The organism is Pseudoalteromonas sp. SG43-4 (genome assembly GCF_014164325.1).
Classification (GTDB): Bacteria; Pseudomonadota; Gammaproteobacteria; order Enterobacterales; family Alteromonadaceae; genus Pseudoalteromonas; species Pseudoalteromonas distincta.
Window position 1 is genome coordinate 12863 of sequence record NZ_JACJFB010000013.1, and the last position, 17370, is coordinate 30232.

At 40.3% G+C, this 17370-nt stretch carries 15 protein-coding genes; 5 read left to right on the forward strand and 10 right to left on the reverse strand.

Features of this window, described 5'->3' with window-relative positions; all coding sequences use genetic code 11:
* Positions 1–37: 37 nt before the first annotated feature.
* A complete protein-coding gene (locus tag H5160_RS13330) occupies positions 38–1663 on the reverse strand; it encodes an endonuclease (protein WP_182737740.1) in 1626 nt (541 codons plus the stop codon).
* Positions 1664–1966: 303 nt separating this feature from the next.
* On the opposite strand from H5160_RS13330, the gene H5160_RS13335 reads away from it, so the two are divergent.
* The 4 genes from H5160_RS13335 (at position 1967) to H5160_RS13350 (ending at position 7018) form a co-directional block, all read left to right on the forward strand.
* Positions 1967–3781, forward strand: coding sequence for an assimilatory sulfite reductase (NADPH) flavoprotein subunit (locus H5160_RS13335; protein ID WP_138489932.1), 1815 nt, complete (start codon positions 1967–1969; stop codon positions 3779–3781).
* Between the two features lie 61 nt (positions 3782–3842).
* Positions 3843–5540 (forward strand): assimilatory sulfite reductase (NADPH) hemoprotein subunit, encoded by a 1698-nt coding sequence (cysI, locus tag H5160_RS13340; protein ID WP_002961104.1) that lies wholly within the window; start codon positions 3843–3845, stop codon positions 5538–5540.
* Positions 5541–5583: 43 nt separating this feature from the next.
* Positions 5584–6324, forward strand: coding sequence for a phosphoadenylyl-sulfate reductase (locus H5160_RS13345; protein ID WP_182737741.1), 741 nt, complete (start codon positions 5584–5586; stop codon positions 6322–6324).
* A gap of 145 nt (positions 6325–6469) precedes the next feature.
* On the forward strand, positions 6470–7018 hold the full coding sequence (locus tag H5160_RS13350) for a DUF4124 domain-containing protein (RefSeq protein ID WP_182696276.1): 549 nt from the start codon (positions 6470–6472) through the stop codon (positions 7016–7018).
* Here the strand turns inward: H5160_RS13350 and H5160_RS13355 are convergent, their stop codons facing one another.
* From H5160_RS13355 to H5160_RS13370, 4 genes are all read right to left on the reverse strand, one after another.
* Complete coding sequence (locus tag H5160_RS13355) at positions 7019–7273, reverse strand: hypothetical protein (protein ID WP_182737770.1); 255 nt, start codon at positions 7271–7273, stop codon at positions 7019–7021.
* A gap of 120 nt (positions 7274–7393) precedes the next feature.
* Positions 7394–10138, reverse strand: coding sequence for an aconitate hydratase AcnA (acnA, locus tag H5160_RS13360; RefSeq protein WP_182737742.1), 2745 nt, complete (start codon positions 10136–10138; stop codon positions 7394–7396).
* Between the two features lie 205 nt (positions 10139–10343).
* Positions 10344–10772 carry a hypothetical protein gene (locus H5160_RS13365; protein ID WP_182737743.1) on the reverse strand — a complete coding sequence of 143 codons (429 nt, stop codon included), beginning with the start codon at positions 10770–10772 and terminating at the stop codon, positions 10344–10346.
* A 98-nt stretch (positions 10773–10870) separates the two neighbouring features.
* Complete coding sequence (locus H5160_RS13370) at positions 10871–11254, reverse strand: RNA-binding S4 domain-containing protein (protein ID WP_154903740.1); 384 nt, start codon at positions 11252–11254, stop codon at positions 10871–10873.
* 245 nt (positions 11255–11499) lie between these two features.
* Between H5160_RS13370 and H5160_RS13375 the strand changes: the two genes are divergently transcribed.
* Positions 11500–11787, forward strand: a complete 288-nt coding sequence (locus H5160_RS13375; RefSeq protein ID WP_182712460.1) for a hypothetical protein — start codon at positions 11500–11502, stop codon at positions 11785–11787.
* A gap of 145 nt (positions 11788–11932) precedes the next feature.
* Here H5160_RS13375 and H5160_RS13380 read toward each other — a convergent pair whose 3' ends face one another.
* The 5 genes from H5160_RS13380 to glnA form a co-directional block, all read right to left on the reverse strand.
* Positions 11933–12391, reverse strand: coding sequence for a cyclic nucleotide-binding domain-containing protein (locus H5160_RS13380; protein ID WP_182674046.1), 459 nt, complete (start codon positions 12389–12391; stop codon positions 11933–11935).
* Between the two features lie 29 nt (positions 12392–12420).
* Complete coding sequence (gene ntrC, locus H5160_RS13385) at positions 12421–13806, reverse strand: nitrogen regulation protein NR(I) (RefSeq protein ID WP_002961117.1); 1386 nt, start codon at positions 13804–13806, stop codon at positions 12421–12423.
* Between the two features lie 14 nt (positions 13807–13820).
* Entirely contained in the window at positions 13821–14891 is a 1071-nt protein-coding gene (gene glnL / locus H5160_RS13390; RefSeq protein ID WP_182737744.1) for a nitrogen regulation protein NR(II), read from the reverse strand.
* Between the two features lie 82 nt (positions 14892–14973).
* Positions 14974–15495, reverse strand: a complete 522-nt coding sequence (locus H5160_RS13395; protein WP_182671859.1) for a DUF4124 domain-containing protein — start codon at positions 15493–15495, stop codon at positions 14974–14976.
* 113 nt (positions 15496–15608) lie between these two features.
* Positions 15609–17015, reverse strand: a complete 1407-nt coding sequence (glnA, locus tag H5160_RS13400) for a glutamate--ammonia ligase (RefSeq protein WP_002961121.1) — start codon at positions 17013–17015, stop codon at positions 15609–15611.
* Positions 17016–17370: the final 355 nt, after the last annotated feature.

Here is a 17370-nt window from a genome sequence, read left to right on the forward strand (position 1 = left end):
CTGCAATTGCAAAGGCTTATGTTTTAACTGCTAACTTTTACCAAATCATTTCTACAAATTCAGGATGGTCGATATACGGGTTACGATTACCTTGAAATTCAAAGGCTGCTTGGTTACGGTCAAGTTCCATTTGGCTTACAGGATCGCTGTTATGCCAGTTAAGCAGCATGGCTACAACCCAGTTCTCGAATACTTGGTTGCTTGAACCATTAAGCACTGCATTACTTGAGGTCGTTTTGGTTTGCCAAGTGCCTATTACATTTTCGTAGCGCGTTGCCATGTAAAAATAAGCGCGAGCAAAGTCACCTTTAAATTCGTCAATTGGCTCAAATACAGTACCTGAGTAATTTAATGAACTTGCGGCAGAGCCTAATTTACTTCCGTTGCTTGATGTAAATGAAGCGCTTGCTACTTCACCAAATGGGAAGTTACTACGTTTTGAGTTTACATAACCGTCGGTTGCGTAAATATGATGCACATCTGAGTTCATTGGCTCAATAGTGCCGCCAAACCAGCTTTTAGGAAATGAATGCTCACGGTTGTAACAGCCGCCTTCTCCACTATAGTTACCACATTGGTCACTCACCGCAGTATAATTGTAGCTATCTGAGCCGTTTGGTTTCTCGCTATACATATCTAAAATGCTGTTATCGTTTTCAAAGTATTTATCACGTGCAGATGAGTCGTAAAAATTCCAAATAGCCGAGTAACCCTGTGCATTATGATCTTTAATAATATTATAAAGCTCAGTTTTTAGTGCATAACCTGATAACCCTTGAGCAGTAACATAGTAGCCAGTGGGTGTTGGGTTGGTCCCGCCGCCATCACCAGAGCCACTACCTAAAGTAAATGCCGTGCTGTCTGTATTATTAAAACTTGCACCGCTAGCAAGTGCGGTAGAGCCTTGCTTAAGCGCATAACTGCCACTACCTGTTGAACAACACATGCCATCGCCGTAGCTGTCGCTAATAACAAGTGTGTAAGTACCATCAGTTAGGCATATTTGCTCATCATACTGAGTGTTTGATGCGTAACCACTGCCGTTAGCAACAGCGCTACCTTGATTGTTATTAACGGCCCAGCTAGTTTCGCTACCGTAATTATCGGTGTTAAGCGTTAAGGTAAGGCTATTGTCGGTGCAACTTGTTGATGCGTTGCCATCAGTATTTGGTAAAAAGTTATCTACGTATACGGTTTCGCTGCCATCAAATCCAATTACATCGTAAAACCTAAGCCCAATACTAATTGTTTTATCACTGCTTGCTGTATAGCTATGGCTAATTGTTTGCCATTGGTTAGTTTGTGCTTGATTTGAATAGCCTTGATAGCCATCTACATATAAGCGCGCTTTAATTTTACCTTCGGTGTGGTAAACATCAGCCGAAAAGTTATAGGTTTTACCCGCTTCTACAGCAACCTGTTGTAGTAAATCAGTGTTACTTTGCGATCCTGTTGTTACATTGACAGCAGCAGAGCTACTACCGCTTTTAACTGTACTAGTTGAGCGCGTTAAGCTGATTCCGCTATCAATAGTGCTCCAAGAGCTAGGTGTATTACCTGACCATTGTTCAAATCCGCCATTAGCTACATTGGCCATTACAGGTAATGAGCCAAGTAACAAAGCGGTACTAAGTAGTTTATTTTTATATTTCCCGTGTAACATAGTTGTTCCTATTTTTATTTTGAATGAAGAATATACCCTACATTAGTTAGGTTACAAAATTGTTAACTTAAAGTGCAGTAAAAAGCAATAATAAGTCTTTAATCTGTTTTTGAAGGTATTTTTATAAATTAATAACTAAATGGAATATCAAAGCAGATTCTATTCTTTTTTTATCTATGCTGAGCCCGTTATCCTACTAACTTAGAAAACCTCAACAGATACGCTCTGGATGAGGTAAAACTCATTTTTAACAATACACAAAGTGTGTTGTGTTTAATTTTCAGGGTTATGGGGAATCGATTCATGTTGTTAGGTCAACTAAATGCTGCGGCAAGCCCGCTATCGCAAGATCAAGTACAAAAGCTGCAAGGTTTAGTGGCTGAACTTAATCCAATTCAACAAGCGTGGGTAAGTGGTTACTTAGCTGCAAATGCTAATTCAGCTGCGTTAGGTGCTCCTACGGCAGGCGTACCGGCTGCGGGTGATGCAGCAGCGCTAACTATTTTATATGGTTCGCAAACAGGTAACGCAAAAGGTGTAGCTACCAAAATGAAAGAGCAGGCTGAGTCGCGAGGCTTAGCAGTTAAGCTTGTTAGCATGTCAGATTACAAACCAACAGCCCTGAAAAAAGAAAAGTTTTTAACTATCGTTGTATCTACTTACGGCGAAGGTGAGCCACCAGAAGACGCAGAAACACTCCACGAATTTTTAGCCACTAAAAAAGCGCCAAAACTAGACGATGTGAAAATAGCGGTTATTGGCTTAGGTGATTCTAGCTATGAGTTTTTCTGCCAGACAGCAAAAGATTTTGAAGAGCGTTTAAATAAACTCGGTGCACAAACTATCTATCAACGTGCTGATTTAGATGTAGATTACGAAGATGAAGCCGCTACGTGGATCGCCGGTGCAGTTGATGCATTTGAACCTGATTTAAAAGCGCAGCAAGAAGCCGCTGGTGGTCAAGTTGTATCAATGCCATTTGGCGCTCCTACCTCTGCAGCAAGCCAATATACAAAACAAAATCCATTTGAAGCAGAGCTATTAACTGTTCAAAAAATTACCGGTCGCGACTCGACTAAAGATGTACGTCACGTTGAAATTTCGCTTGAAGGTTCTGACATTACTTACACGCCAGGTGATTCATTAGGTGTGTACTTTTTAAATGACGATGTATTAGTTGATGAAGTACTTACACTTACTCAAATAGATGCAACAAGCATTGTAAAAGTAGGTGATGAAGAGCTAAGCGTACGCGATGCACTTATTGAAAAACTAGAGTTGACTCAGTCGTACCCAGGTTTTGTAGAAAAATACGCAACAGCAACAGGTACGCCTGAATTATTAAAGCTTGTAGAAGATAAAGCGGCAATGCGTGCGTATATTGAACCTCGCCAAATATTTGATGTAATTCGCCAAAACCCAGCAAAAATTGATGCGCAAACATTAGTAGATTGCCTACGTAAACTACAAGCTCGTTTGTACTCAATTGCATCTAGCCAAGCTGAGGTTGAAGACGAAGTACATTTAACACTAGGTCTAGTGCAGTTTGATGCATTTGATAGCGAGCATTTAGGTGGTTGTACTGGTTACTTAACTCGTCGTGCAGAAGAAGGTTGTAAAGTTAAAGTATTTAGCGAACACAACGACAATTTCCGCCTACCAACTAACGATGATACACCGGTGATTATGGTTGGCCCTGGTACGGGTATTGCGCCGTTCCGTGCATTTTTACAAGAGCGTGATTCGCGTGAAGCGCAAGGCAAAAACTGGTTGTTCTTTGGTAACCCACATTTCACTCAAGACTTTTTATACCAAGTAGAAATACAGGGTTATTTAAAATCGGGTTTACTTAACAAAGTAGATGTTGCATTTAGCCGTGACCAAGCAGAAAAAGTATACGTACAAGACAAATTACGCAGTAACAGTAAAGACGTGTTTGAGTGGTTAGAAGCCGGCGCTCACTTTTATATTTGTGGCGATGCAAATCGCATGGCAAAAGATGTACACAACGCCTTGGTTGATATCGTTAAAGAAAACACAGGCAAGAGCAATGAAGACGCAGAGCAATATTTAAAAGATTTGCGTAGCGCAAACCGCTATCAGAAAGACGTGTATTAATCACGTTTCTTATTTTATTTAACAGCTAGCAGCCGTCACTGTAACAAATTTAGGATTTAAAATGAGCGAACAAGATAAAAACGTAAAACTTTCTGATAACGAACGTTTGAAAAGAGAAAGTAACTTTTTACGTGGCACCATAGAGCAAGATTTAAAAGACGAAATTACCGGTGGTTTTACTGCCGATAACTTTCAGTTAATACGTTTTCATGGCATGTACCAACAAGATGACCGCGATATACGTGGTGAGCGTGCTAAGCAAAAGCTAGAGCCGCTACATAATGTAATGTTACGTGCACGTATGCCTGGCGGTATTATTAAGCCAGAGCAGTGGTTAGCAATTGATAAGTTTGCTGATGAAAAAACAAGCTACGGCAGCATTCGTCTAACTACGCGTCAAACGTTTCAGTTTCATGGTGTATTAAAGCCGAATATTAAAGGCATGCACCAAATGCTTAACAGCGTAGGTATAGACTCTATTGCAACTGCGGGCGATGTTAACCGTAACGTGCTTTGTACTACTAACCCAGTTGAGTCTGAGTTACACCAAGAAGCTTACGACTGGGCTGCAAAAATTTCTGAACATTTATTACCAAAAACGAAAGCGTATGCTGAAATTTGGCTAAATGGCGAAAAGGCAGAAACCACAGAAGAGCCAATTTTAGGATCTAACTACTTACCGCGTAAATTTAAAACAACGGTAACCATTCCGCCTAATAACGAAGTTGATGTGCATGCGAATGACTTAAACTTTGTGGCAATTGCTGATAACGGAAAGCTTGTTGGCTTTAACGTGCTTGTTGGTGGTGGCCTTGCCATGACTCACGGCGATACAGCAACTTATCCGCGTAAGGCTGATGACTTTGGCTTTATTACGCTCGAAGATACCTTAAAAATTGCAGAGCATGTTGTATCTGTGCAGCGCGATTGGGGTAATCGTTCAAACCGTAAAAATGCAAAAACTAAATACACATTAGACCGTGTTGGCGTTGATGTATTTAAAGCAGAAGTTGAAAAGCGCTCAGGCGTTACGTTTGCACCAAGCCGTCCGTTTGAGTTTACTCATCGTGGCGATCGCATTGGTTGGGTTGAAGGCATTGATGGTAAGCACCACTTAACGCTATTTATTCAAAGTGGTCGTATTTTAGACTACCCAGGCAAGCCGCTTAAAACAGGTTGTCGTAAAATCGCAGAAGTTCACCAAGGTGACATGCGTATGACGGCAAACCAAAACTTAATTATTGCTGGCGTACCTGCAGATCAAAAAGCCGTGATTGAAGAGATTGCACGTAGCCATGGCCTGATTGACGACAAAGATTCGCAGCAGCGTAAAAATTCTATGGCGTGTGTTTCACTGCCAACGTGCCCACTTGCAATGGCCGAAGCAGAGCGTTACTTACCAAGCCTAGTAGAAAAAACTGAAGCATTACTTGCCAAGCACGGTATACCAGATGACAGCATTATTATGCGCGTTGTAGGTTGCCCTAACGGTTGTGGCCGCGCAATGCTTGCAGAAGCTGGTTTAGTGGGTAAAGGCCCAGGTAAGTACAACGTTTACCTAGGTGGTAATTTAGAAGGTACACGTATTCCTAAATTGTACCTTGAGAACGTAGGCGAAGACGTTTACCTAGAAGCATTCGATAAGCTCATTGGGCAATGGGCAAAAGAGCGTAACGATGGTGAGTGTTTTGGTGACTTTGTTATACGCAAAGGCATAGTTGCTGAAGTAAAAGTATCAGTAACCGATTTTCACGCTTAATTAAATACCAGCGCCAAAGCGCTGGTGAGGTTTGGAATTTACCATGAGTGAATTTAAAAACATTTTACAGCTAGATAAACAAAGCCAAGCGGCTATGTTAGCTGATGCTAATGGTTTGCTAGCGAATATGAGCGCAGAACAGCGTGTTGCATGGGCGCTTGATAACTTGCCTAATACGGCTTTTTTATCATCTAGCTTTGGTATTCAAGCGGCAGTAATGCTGCATTTAATGACCTCACAACGTCCAGATATTCCCGTTGTATTAACCGATACAGGCTATTTATTTCCTGAAACGTATCAGTTTATTGAACAAATGAGTGAGCGTTTATCACTTAACTTAAAGGTGTATAGAGCGCAGCTAAGCCCAGCATGGCAAGAAGCTAAGTTTGGCAAGTTGTGGGAGCAAGGCGAGGACGGCATTAAGCAATATAACCAGCTTAATAAAGTTGAGCCGATGTCCCGCGCACTTAAAGAGATCGAAGCGGGCACGTGGTTTAGTGGTTTGCGTCGCGATCAATCATCTACACGTGCTGATAAACAGTTTGTAGAAATAAGCCGTGGTACCGTTAAAGTGTACCCGATTATTGAATGGTCTAACCGCGACGTGTATCAGTACCTGACTAAGCATGATTTACCTTATCACCCATTATGGGAACAAGGTTATGTGTCGATGGGTGACGTACATACAACACGTAAGTTAGAACCAGGAATGACAGAGGAAGAAACTCGCTTTTTTGGTTTAAACCGAGAGTGCGGACTGCACATGGATGGTGACGGTATTTAACGTCACTACGATGTAGTTAAATCGCAAATAAAAACGCAGCTTCGGCTGCGTTTTTATTTTCTTTTATTCGGGTACAAAAAATTGCCTAATTAAGTATTTTTTATTAGACTCAAAGCATTAAAGGATTAATTAAAGCAGGAACGCTATGAAATACTTTACCTACTTAGCTATATCAATTATGGCTATTGCAGTCATCTCTTTGTTTTATTTAAAAAAGCCCGATGGTCAAACATGGCTTTCTGCATCATCAATTAGCAGTGAATCTCAGCAAATTAAAGAAAGAATGGTCGCGCTATCTAGCAGTACTTTGGACCAAGCAGTGCAGGGCGTTCAGCAAGCTGGCGATAAAATTGCGAGCAGTATTTCTGATGAACCAATTGCTGCAAATGCTACCTCAAGTGGTAAAATTTTTAAGTGGCAAGACGAAACAGGCCAATGGCACTTTTCTGATACACCTAACCCGCATGTAAAAAGTATTGAAGTAAAACTCGATCCTAAAGATATTACAGTTATTGCTGCAGAAGACACGTCTATTTTAAATACCTCTTCAACTCCAAACACAATATCGGCTGCACCAGAGGGGATCAGTATTTTGAACCCAGATTCGGTTAAAAAGCTATTTAATGACGCCGAAAATGTAAAAGACAAACTAGAAAAACGTAATAAAGAAATTAATAATTTAAGTGCACTTTAATTATTTAGAGTGAGTGCTTTTATGGTTTTTTAAATAACGTTTTTCGGCTTCCATCAATAATACTGTTAAATATATTTTAGTGGGAAGCGACAGCAGCACGCCTACAGCAATGCATGCCGTCGCTGTAATTATTCCTTTAATACCATGCTCGACAGTAAAGTAGTTCGACACAATTAAAGTATGGCCAGTCACGATAAGGCACAACCCAAGCATTATTGATGTTTTAAGCAGCCTAATTATCATTGTTTGCGACATAGTTACCTCAGTAGGCATGCTTTAAATGCTTAGCATTGATTTAAGACAACAAACAGCACACATAAAAAAGCCCAGCTTATTACTAAACTGGGCTTTTAAATGTATTAACTACTGTTTTTATTAGTCGAGCATATTACGCAGTACATATTGTAAAATGCCGCCGTGTTTGTAGTAATCCCACTCTTTAGGGGTATCAATACGTACGTCTGCACTCAAGGTTACTTTTTTACCTTCGGCATTTGTGGCAATAACGGTAACTTCATCGGTTTTATCGTACAGGCCATCAATATCAAATTGTTCTTGCCCTGTTAACCCGTGTGACTCGTAGCTTTCACCTTCTTTAAATTGCAGCGGTAATACACCCATACCAATTAAGTTAGAGCGATGAATACGTTCGTAGCTTTGTGCTACAACCGCTTTAACGCCTAGTAAAAGTGAGCCTTTGGCCGCCCAGTCACGAGATGAACCCGTACCGTATTCCTTACCCGCTAAAATAATGAGTGGCGTATTGTTTTTTTGGTACTCCATAGCTGCATCGTAAATGCTTGCTAAATCGTTTTCTGGTTGTGTACGTGTTACACCGCCCTCAGTACCCGGGGCAAGTAAATTTTTAAGACGTACATTGGCAAACGTGCCGCGCATCATTACTTCGTGATTACCACGGCGTGAGCCATACGAGTTAAATTGCGACTTTTCTACACCTTTCTCTTGCAAGTACAAACCTGCTGGCGCTTCTGCTTTAATAGCACCCGCTGGAGAAATATGGTCAGTTGTTACTGAATCCCCAAGTTTAGCTAAACAACGTGCACCTTCAATAGAAGGAATGCCCGGTGGTTCTACTTTCATACCATCAAAAAAGGGTGCTTTTTTAATGTAGGTAGATGCATCATCCCAATCGTAAAGTTTGCCATCCGGTATTTTAATTTGCTGCCAACGGCTATCGCCTTCGTAAACGTTAGCGTAGCTTTTTTCAAACATTTCTTTAGTTACGGTTTCTTTAACTAAGTCACTTACTTCTTTAACGCTTGGCCAAATGTTTTTAAGGTAAATATCGTTACCGTTAGCATCTTGAGCAAGGGGTTCGTTGTATACGTCAATATCGGTTCTACCTGCAATGGCATAAGCTACGACAAGCGGAGGAGAGGCTAAAAAGTTCATTTTAACATCTTGGTGAATACGCCCTTCAAAGTTACGGTTACCCGATAAAATAGAGCTCACTACTAATTTATGTTTTTGAATCGCGTCTGATATTTCAGTTGCAAGTGGCCCTGAATTACCAATACACGTAGTACAGCCGTAGCCAACTAAGTTAAAGCCTAGGCTTTCTAGGTCATCCATCAGGCCTGCTTTTTCTAGGTAGTCGGTAACTACTTTTGAGCCTGGAGCAAGTGATGTTTTAACCCAAGGTTTTACATTAATGCCTAACTGTTTCGCTTTTTTAGCAACCAAACCAGCAGCTAAAATAACACTTGGATTAGAGGTGTTGGTACAGCTGGTAATTGCGGCAATAACACAAGCGCCATCGTTTAGCTCAAACTCTTGGCCTTTAAATTTAACCTTAGCGGCACCCATAAACTGCGCTTCGTTAACTGGCTCATCTGGATTTGTTGTCGGCCCTTCACTCTCAATACGAGCTTGTTCTTCATCGCTTTTATCGCGACGAGCCATACGTTCGTCTTGGAAGCCTTTTAAATGATCGCCAATAACTTTGCCAGCTTCGTTTAAGGCAATTCTATCTTGTGGGCGTTTAGGGCCTGCAAGGCTTGGTACAACGTCATCTAATTTAAGCTCAAGTGTATCGGTATAATTAGCTTCGTCGCCATCGTTACGCCATAAGCCTTGATGCTTAGCGTAATCTTCAATTACTTTTAAGTGTTTTTCGTCGCGGTTTGTTAAGCGAAGGTAGTTAATGGTCTCATCATCAATTGGGAAAATACCACACGTAGCGCCGTATTCTGGTGCCATATTGGCTATGGTTGCTCTATCGGCAAGTGGTAGGTCGGCAAGGCCGTCACCATAAAATTCTACAAATTTACCCACTACCCCATGATTACGCAGTATTTCGGTTACTGTTAACACTAAATCGGTTGCGGTAGTACCTTCAGGTAAACGTCCGCTTAGCTTCATACCTACTACTTGTGGAATGAGTAAGCTAATTGGCTGACCAAGCATGGCTGCTTCAGCTTCAATGCCGCCTACACCCCAACCAAGCACGCCTAAGCCATTAATCATGGTGGTGTGAGAGTCAGTCCCTACAAGCGTATCTGGGTAAGCGAATTTTTTGCCGTCGCGCTCTTCATTAAAAACAACGCGCGCTAAGTATTCTAGGTTTACTTGGTGAACAATACCGGTTGCTGGTGGCACTACTTTTAAATTATCAAAAGCGGTTTGTCCCCAACGTAAAAATTCATAACGTTCTTTATTTCGGTCGTACTCAAGTTTTGCATTTAAATCAAATGCACCATCATTTCCGTAGCCATCTACTTGTACCGAATGGTCAATCACAAGTTCAGCAGGCGATAACGGGTTTATTTTTGCAGGATCTCCACCTAGCTTTTCCATTGCGTCACGCATCGCGGCTAAATCTACAATAGCGGGTACGCCGGTAAAATCTTGCATAACAACACGGGCGGGGGTAAAGGCAACTTCAGATGCAGGCTTTGCTTGAGGATCCCAATTAAGAAGGGCTTGAATGTCTTGTTCTTTTATATTTACGCCATCTTCGTTACGAAGAAGGTTTTCAAGTAGTACTTTTAAGGAAAAGGGCAATCGTTTCGCTTTGTCGCCAAGTCCTTTTAGAGAATGAATATGATATTGCTCACCATTTATTGTGAGCTGATGTTGGGTATCGAAACTATTATTCATTATTTGCCCCTTTATGAATTATAAAAATGTTTTGAAGAGTGACCTCTGTAGTGTTCGAGTTGCAAAGTACATACCAGTGTAAAAAATCGCGTTTAGAGAACGAATTTTATACAGTTATTATAGTAGAGATGATGCTGAAAAATTTAATTTCAAGAGATGATTTAAAAGAAGAGATAGGGTCAAAAGTTATTTCGACCCTTATTAATTACTGTAACCAACCTTGTTGCTTACCTTTAATACTCAAGCAAAGTAAAGCGATGGCAATAATGATTACAAAAATAGGCATAAATACAGCACTTGCGCCAAGCAGCTCAATACTGTTTATAACCACAAAATTATAATATTGCTGAATTAAAATAGCGCCGAGCGATAGCGAAAAAGTAGGTGTTGCCAGCGCGTTTTTAGCAAGTAAAAACAGACAACCCAAAGTGCTTCCAAATACAGCTACAGCAAATGCAATGGTTGACCAAAGAGGGATGTCAGAGTGGGCAGCTTGTTGATCTAACGGAAGTTTACCTATCATTTCGGGTGTCATCATCATGTGCATAGCAAATGCAATAACGCCAAGTAAGTTCCATACGAGTGCCGCCCATACAACGGGTTTAAACCAATTTTTAGGTGTGTTTACAGACATTTTATAACCTTGTTTTTATTATTAATTAGGTTATTAAAGAGTAAAAAGGCCAACTATACAAGTTGGCCTTTTTATATAAAAAGAGTGCTTTTAAATGCTTAACCAAATGAAATAGGACGACGACCTGTTTTATCATCTACTTTTGGTTTTTTAGTTCGCTTACGCTTACTTTTAGCTGGTTGATTTGTTGGTTGTGGTGCAACTTGCTTTGACTCTGCTTGAGTTTGTACCGCAGGTTTTTCTACAGGGATTGCATCTTCACTTAGTGAGAGTTTAAAAAACTCACCATCAAACTCTAGTACATCACCACTGTATAATTTTTTCCGTTTAATTGTACAAATTTCATGGTTAACACCCACATAGCCTTCAGTAATTAGGTTTTTAGCTTGGCCGCCACCTTCAACTAAGTTTAGTACTTTTAATAATTTACAGAGCTCAATCGGCTCTTCTTCTAATTCTATTTCTATGTATTCTTCGTTCATATTTGCTCTCGGTGGGGTAACGCACAAGCTGTAGTATAAAGGCTTGCAGCTACTTTTGCACCAAAGCAAGTAACTTTAGCTAATTGTAATAGGGAAATAACGACGAAAGTTTTTATGTATTTTATCTGTCTTTAAAAAAACTGAAGCAATTGAAGAGTAATCTTTGCAGCAGTTAATTTTACGTATGGCCTGCTAATTGCTAAAACTTTGGCGGAATAAATATTTTTCATTAAATGGAGTAGGAAATGGGCGTAAGATTAGCAATGAAAAAAGAGCTAATGGGATTAGATAATTCAGGTATGTTAACTGCTGACGATGTTAGAGAGCACCTTGCTAATTCTGTAAAAAAGCAAGCTGATCAAGGTGAGCGCGGTTTTTCTGTAATTTCAAAATTCAATGATACCCATAGCCGTTTAGTTAGTGGTGATGCCACGAGAAAAACAAAACTTGAATTTGAACGTCATCGTTTATTTAAAGAAGTTTTATATACTCGCAAAAGTGTTGATGCTTGGTTAGATAGCCAAATTAGCTGATTTGCTATTTATCAAAAATATAGTTTTAGTGTGCTTAGCCATTTTATTAAGTACGTGTCAGTAACCGACTGCATATATTTATACATAAACGTTGAGTGCAACTCAAAGGTAGCAGCTAGAATCAACTTGGGGATATAAACAGTCTCTAACCGTGGATTTCTATATGCTCGCTTAATTTGGCAATGCGCAGGCTCATACCTTCAATAATTCGGTCTTTAATTTTTTCGCGGATAACATTAGGTAAGCGGGTGAGTGCTTCAGGGGTAATGGCAAGTACTATGGTGTCGGTTTTAGCGCGAGCACTGGTACTGCGCTCTCGGTTATTTATAAAGGCACCTTCACCTATAAATTCACCGGGCTCTATAGTGCCAAGTTCTAGTAAATGGTTATGCTTAAATACTAATAATGCGCCGCTAAGTACAATGTACAAGCGCTTGTCGTTATCGTATTGCTTAAATAAAAATTGATGCTGACTTACTAAATATAACAGGCCGAACGACTCCAATAAGACTTGGCGCTCGCTGAGCGTAAATTCTTTAAAAAAGTGCAGCCTGTTTATAATTTCCATTTGTTTGAATAATGGAATATGTTCGATTAGCTTCATCAATAACCAAATGTGTTAAAAGCGTTTAATCAGCTAATATTGCGCTCTTTTAATTTTCGGGTCAACGTGTTGCGTCCCCAACCAATTTTTATAGCAGCATCTTGTTTATGACCAGAGCAATTAGCCAGGGCTGTTTTTATTAAGCGAGTTTCTAGTTGAGCTTGAATGTCAGGCCAAATATTTTCTTTGCCTTTTTTTAGCTCTTGATTAAGCCATTGTTGAAACGCATCTAACCAATCACCTTCTTCTTGGGTTGGTGAAGCATCCAGAATTTCCGGCGGTAAATCTTGCTCGCTTACAAGCTCACCCGGTGCCATAACTGTCAGCCAGCGACAGGTGTTTTCTAATTGGCGTACATTACCTGGCCAATTAAATAAACGTAATTGCTCAGTCGCTTTAGGGCTCAGTACTTTACTTTCTACTTGTAGCTCTTTAGCGCTTTTATGTAAAAAGTGTTGCGATAAGCTTTCTATATCTTCAGTACGCTCTCGAAGAGCAGGTAAACGTAGGCGCACAACATTAAGACGATGAAATAAATCATCCCTAAACTTGCCTTGTTTAACTAAATCTTCAAGGTTTTGGTGCGTAGCTGCAATAATGCGTACGTCCACTTTTATACTTTGATGGCCACCAACGCGATAAAATTCACCATCGGCAAGAACGCGTAATAAACGTGTTTGCACATCAAGTGGCATATCACCAATTTCATCTAAAAATAGTGTACCGCCATTGGCTTGCTCAAAGCGGCCTTTACGTACGCTATCGGCGCCCGTAAACGCGCCTTTTTCGTGGCCAAATAACTCTGACTCAACAAGCTCTTTTGGAATGGCCGCCATGTTAAGTGCAATAAATTGATTTTCTTTACGTGGGCTATGGTTGTGCAGGGCGCTGGCGACAAGTTCTTTACCTGTGCCAGATTCACCATTTATTAATACGCTCATGCTAGAGGCCGATAGTTTACCTATCGCTCTAAACACTTCTTGCATAGCGGGTGCTTCACCAATAATGTGGGCACTTTTTGGTGGAGCTTGCTTTCGCTTAGTTTTTTTAGTGGAGTTTGCTCTGCATGCGCTTTCGACTAGCGCCACTGCTTCGTTTAAATCAAACGGCTTAGCTAGGTATTCAAAAGCACCTTTTTGGAATGCATTAACTGCAGAGTCCAAATCTGAGTGGGCAGTCATTATAATAACTGGCAGCCCAGGGTTTTGCTCTGCTATAAGCTCAAGCAACGCCATGCCATCCATACCAGGCATTCGTACGTCCGAAACTAAAACAGTAGGTTGACTAAACTTTAATGCGCTTAATACATCTTGCGCATTAGCAAAGCTTTCTGCGTTAAACCCTGCACGGGTTAGTGCTTTTTCAAGTACAAATCGAATAGAAGCATCATCATCTACAAGCCAAACTGTTTTCATGCAAACTCCAAACATTAATCTGCAAAGGGCAGATAGATATTAAATTCAGTATGTCCAGGCCAGCTATCACATTCTATATAGCCATCATGTTGATCTATCAGCGTTTGCGCTATTGAGAGTCCTAACCCTGAGCCATCTTCTTTATTGGTGATCATAGGGTAGAACAGTGTTTCACGTACACTGGGATCAATACCTGGTCCGTTATCAGATATTTGGATCAACAAGGCTTTTTTAGGTGCTTTACCTGGGCGACGATGCTGATGATTAATGCGGGTTTTTATTGTTATTTCACCGCCATCTACAAGCGCCTGCTGAGCATTTCGAACAATGTTTAATACTACTTGCTGAATTTTACCTTGATCAATGTATACATCAGGTATGCTTGGGTCGTAATCCTTAACCAAGCTAATGTTAGAACAATTATCTAACGTACTTAGTCGTGCAACTGATTCAAGTGATTGATGTATATTGCCATACGATTTTTGCGGAAGCTGATTTGGCCCTAAAAGCCTATCTACTAATTCACGTAATCGGTCAGCTTGCTCAATGATAAGTTCAGCACATTGGTCTCTTTCTTGTTGATCAACCTCATACTGCAATAACTGCGCCGCTCCGCGAATTCCACCTAAAGGATTTTTAATTTCGTGAGCTAAGCCTCTTATTAGATTTCGGGCTGCTTGGTATTGATGCATTTGATTAGACGCTTGGTCGTGCTTAATTTCGTCATCGGTTTGGCGCCACTCAAATAAAATATAAAGTGAGCCATCAAACTTAATTTGTCGTGTACTTACGGCTACTTTTGCATGGCGAGAATCGCTAAAAACCACGTCAGCTCTGTGCTGCTGGCAATCTACACCTTCAACTAATGAGTATTGTTCTATACGCTGCAAATCGATTGAATGGTAATTAAAAAGACTATCGAAAGGCTGATCTAATAGGCGCTTGTTACCAAGGCCAAGCAGTTCGCTAGTACTGGTATTGGCATAGACAACGGAGAAGTTTTTATCAAGCAACATGATAGCGGTTGTTTGATTTTGCCAAATAGCATCGAGTAGCTCAGGGCTAAAGTTTTTATTATTAATCATAGCTGCACCATTTTAGTGCGTGGATATTTACAAGCAAGTTATATAGTAAAATACACTGCTGCACGTTTAGTAATGCCCCAATTTAGTTACTTAGGTTTAGCCCTTTTCGGTGCATAAAAAATATGCAGGGCTCACTTATAGCAATAACTTGGTTTTTACTATTAAAAAGCTTTAATTGTAGTGTGTGCTCACCACGTTCTACATCTCTTATTGCAAAGGTTGAACTGTCACTGGCTGGGCCATGTGCTTTGCCATCAATAAAAAGTTGTATAGTAAAACCAGTTTCAAAGCGTGGTTTTATTCGGCTAGTAACATAAACAGTGCCGGTATTTTCACGAATAGTCTGGTTATGATCAGGTGAGGAAATGGCAATACTAAAGGCCGCTTGTTGGGGCTGGGGTTGCTCGTCAAAAATGTCAGTATTTGTTGCAGGCATATTAAGATCTTGGCTGGTAAGCTTTACCTCTTTAGCACCTTTATGAGGGGTGTCAGAGAACACTAATACGCCATTTTTATCTTTCCAAGCGTATATCTTTGTTTCACCAGCGTAACCATAATTGCTTAATCCTAAAGCAATTAATAGTAATAAAATCTTGTTGTTCACTCTGCAGCCCTGCATTTTTGTCGGTAACTTAACTTTAGTGGAGATTGATTAATTTTACCATTAAAAAAGCCCGCAAAGCGGGCTTGAGAACACACATATTTTATACAGCTAAATTAACAGCTGTAGTACATTTCAAACTCAACTGGGTGAGTTGTCATGTTAAGCTTTTCAACTTCTTTAGATTTAAGTTCGATGTAAGCATCGATTAAGTCGTCAGTGAATACGCCACCTTGAGTTAAGAATTCACGGTCTGCGCTAAGTGCAGATAGTGCTTCGTCAAGTGATGCTGCAACAGTTGGGATTTCTGCTGCTTCTTCAGCTGGTAGGTCATATAAATCTTTATCCATAGCATCGCCAGGGTGGATCTTGTTTTTGATACCATCAAGGCCAGCCATAAGCATTGCTGAGAAAGCAAGGTATGGGTTAGCAGTTGGATCAGGGAAGCGTACTTCAATACGACGACCTTTTTCAGATGGAACCACTGGGATACGGATTGATGCAGAACGGTTACGTGCAGAGTATGCAAGCATAACTGGTGCTTCAAAACCTGGTACTAAACGTTTGTACGAGTTAGTAGAGGCATTTGCAAAAGCGTTAATTGCTTTAGCATGCTTGATGATACCGCCAATGTAGTAAAGCGCATCTTCAGAAAGGCCGCCGTACTTATCACCAGCAAAAAGGTTTACACCATCTTTAGCAAGTGACTGGTGACAATGCATACCAGAACCGTTATCACCAACAACTGGCTTAGGCATAAACGTTGCTGTTTTACCGTATAAGTGAGCCATATTATGGATAACATATTTCATTTCTTGAATTTCATCCGCTTTTAATACCATTGTATTAAAGCGAGTAGCAATCTCGTTTTGACCTGCTGTTGCAACTTCGTGGTGATGTGCTTCTACTACTTGGCCCATTTCTTCTAGAACTAGACACGTAGCTGAACGCCAATCTTGGAAGTCATCAACAGGAGCAACTGGGAAGTAACCGCCTTTAATACCTGGACGGTGACCTGTGTTGCCATCTGCATATTCTTTATCTGAGTTCCAAGCAGCTTGCTTAGAATCAATTTTGTACATAGAACCAGACATATCTGATTTGTATTTAACGTCGTCAAATACGAAAAACTCTGGCTCAGGGCCAAATAAAACTGTATCTGCAATACCTGTAGAGCGCATGTAATCTTCAGCACGCTTAGCAACAGAACGCGGGTCGCGCTCATAACCTTGAAGTGTTGAAGGCTCTACTACGTCACAACGTACGATTAATGTTGATTCTTCAGTGAAAGGGTCTAGTTTGATTGATTCAGCAACTGGCATTAATACCATGTCTGATTCGTTTATGCCTTTCCAGCCTGCAATTGAAGAACCGTCAAACATTTTACCGTCTTCAAAAAAGTCTTCATCAACTTGGTGATGAGGAATAGATACATGTTGTTCTTTACCCTTAGTGTCAGTAAAGCGTAAATCAATGAACTTAACGTCATTTTCTTTAATAAAATCTAAAACCGATTGTGACATGTGTCCTCCAACTATTGGGTTTTGTTATTGCTGCATAATTGCTTTGGGATTTACTAAGCTGATTTTGTGCCATTTTTATAACTAGCTGTTTATAAATTAAAAAAATATCGTTGCATCAAAATGGAATGTACAAACGCACTATGTTGGTGCGTAAATTTTCCTTTTTGGTGCAAAATTTACAGGGCACAATTTGCTGCTAATTTAATCGCTCGGAAATAGCATAACCTAAATGCAAAAGAGTACCAAAAAGATCAGCAAAATAGCCAAAAAGGCTGTTTTTCAAAAAAAATTTGAAATTTAATTCATATAATTGTCATATATAAAACAGATACTTAGTAAAAGTATTGAGAAAGTT

Coding starts and splice junctions, on each gene's coding strand:
- H5160_RS13330 (WP_182737740.1), bottom strand. CDS start 1,663: ATGTTACACGGGAAATATAAAAATAAACTACTTAGTACCGCTTTGTTA.
- H5160_RS13335 (WP_138489932.1), top strand. CDS start 1,967: ATGTTGTTAGGTCAACTAAATGCTGCGGCAAGCCCGCTATCGCAAGAT.
- cysI (WP_002961104.1), top strand. CDS start 3,843: ATGAGCGAACAAGATAAAAACGTAAAACTTTCTGATAACGAACGTTTG.
- H5160_RS13345 (WP_182737741.1), top strand. CDS start 5,584: ATGAGTGAATTTAAAAACATTTTACAGCTAGATAAACAAAGCCAAGCG.
- H5160_RS13350 (WP_182696276.1), top strand. CDS start 6,470: ATGAAATACTTTACCTACTTAGCTATATCAATTATGGCTATTGCAGTC.
- H5160_RS13355 (WP_182737770.1), bottom strand. CDS start 7,273: ATGTCGCAAACAATGATAATTAGGCTGCTTAAAACATCAATAATGCTT.
- acnA (WP_182737742.1), bottom strand. CDS start 10,138: ATGAATAATAGTTTCGATACCCAACATCAGCTCACAATAAATGGTGAG.
- H5160_RS13365 (WP_182737743.1), bottom strand. CDS start 10,772: ATGTCTGTAAACACACCTAAAAATTGGTTTAAACCCGTTGTATGGGCG.
- H5160_RS13370 (WP_154903740.1), bottom strand. CDS start 11,254: ATGAACGAAGAATACATAGAAATAGAATTAGAAGAAGAGCCGATTGAG.
- H5160_RS13375 (WP_182712460.1), top strand. CDS start 11,500: ATGGGCGTAAGATTAGCAATGAAAAAAGAGCTAATGGGATTAGATAAT.
- H5160_RS13380 (WP_182674046.1), bottom strand. CDS start 12,391: ATGAAGCTAATCGAACATATTCCATTATTCAAACAAATGGAAATTATA.
- ntrC (WP_002961117.1), bottom strand. CDS start 13,806: ATGAAAACAGTTTGGCTTGTAGATGATGATGCTTCTATTCGATTTGTA.
- glnL (WP_182737744.1), bottom strand. CDS start 14,891: ATGATTAATAATAAAAACTTTAGCCCTGAGCTACTCGATGCTATTTGG.
- glnA (WP_002961121.1), bottom strand. CDS start 17,015: ATGTCACAATCGGTTTTAGATTTTATTAAAGAAAATGACGTTAAGTTC.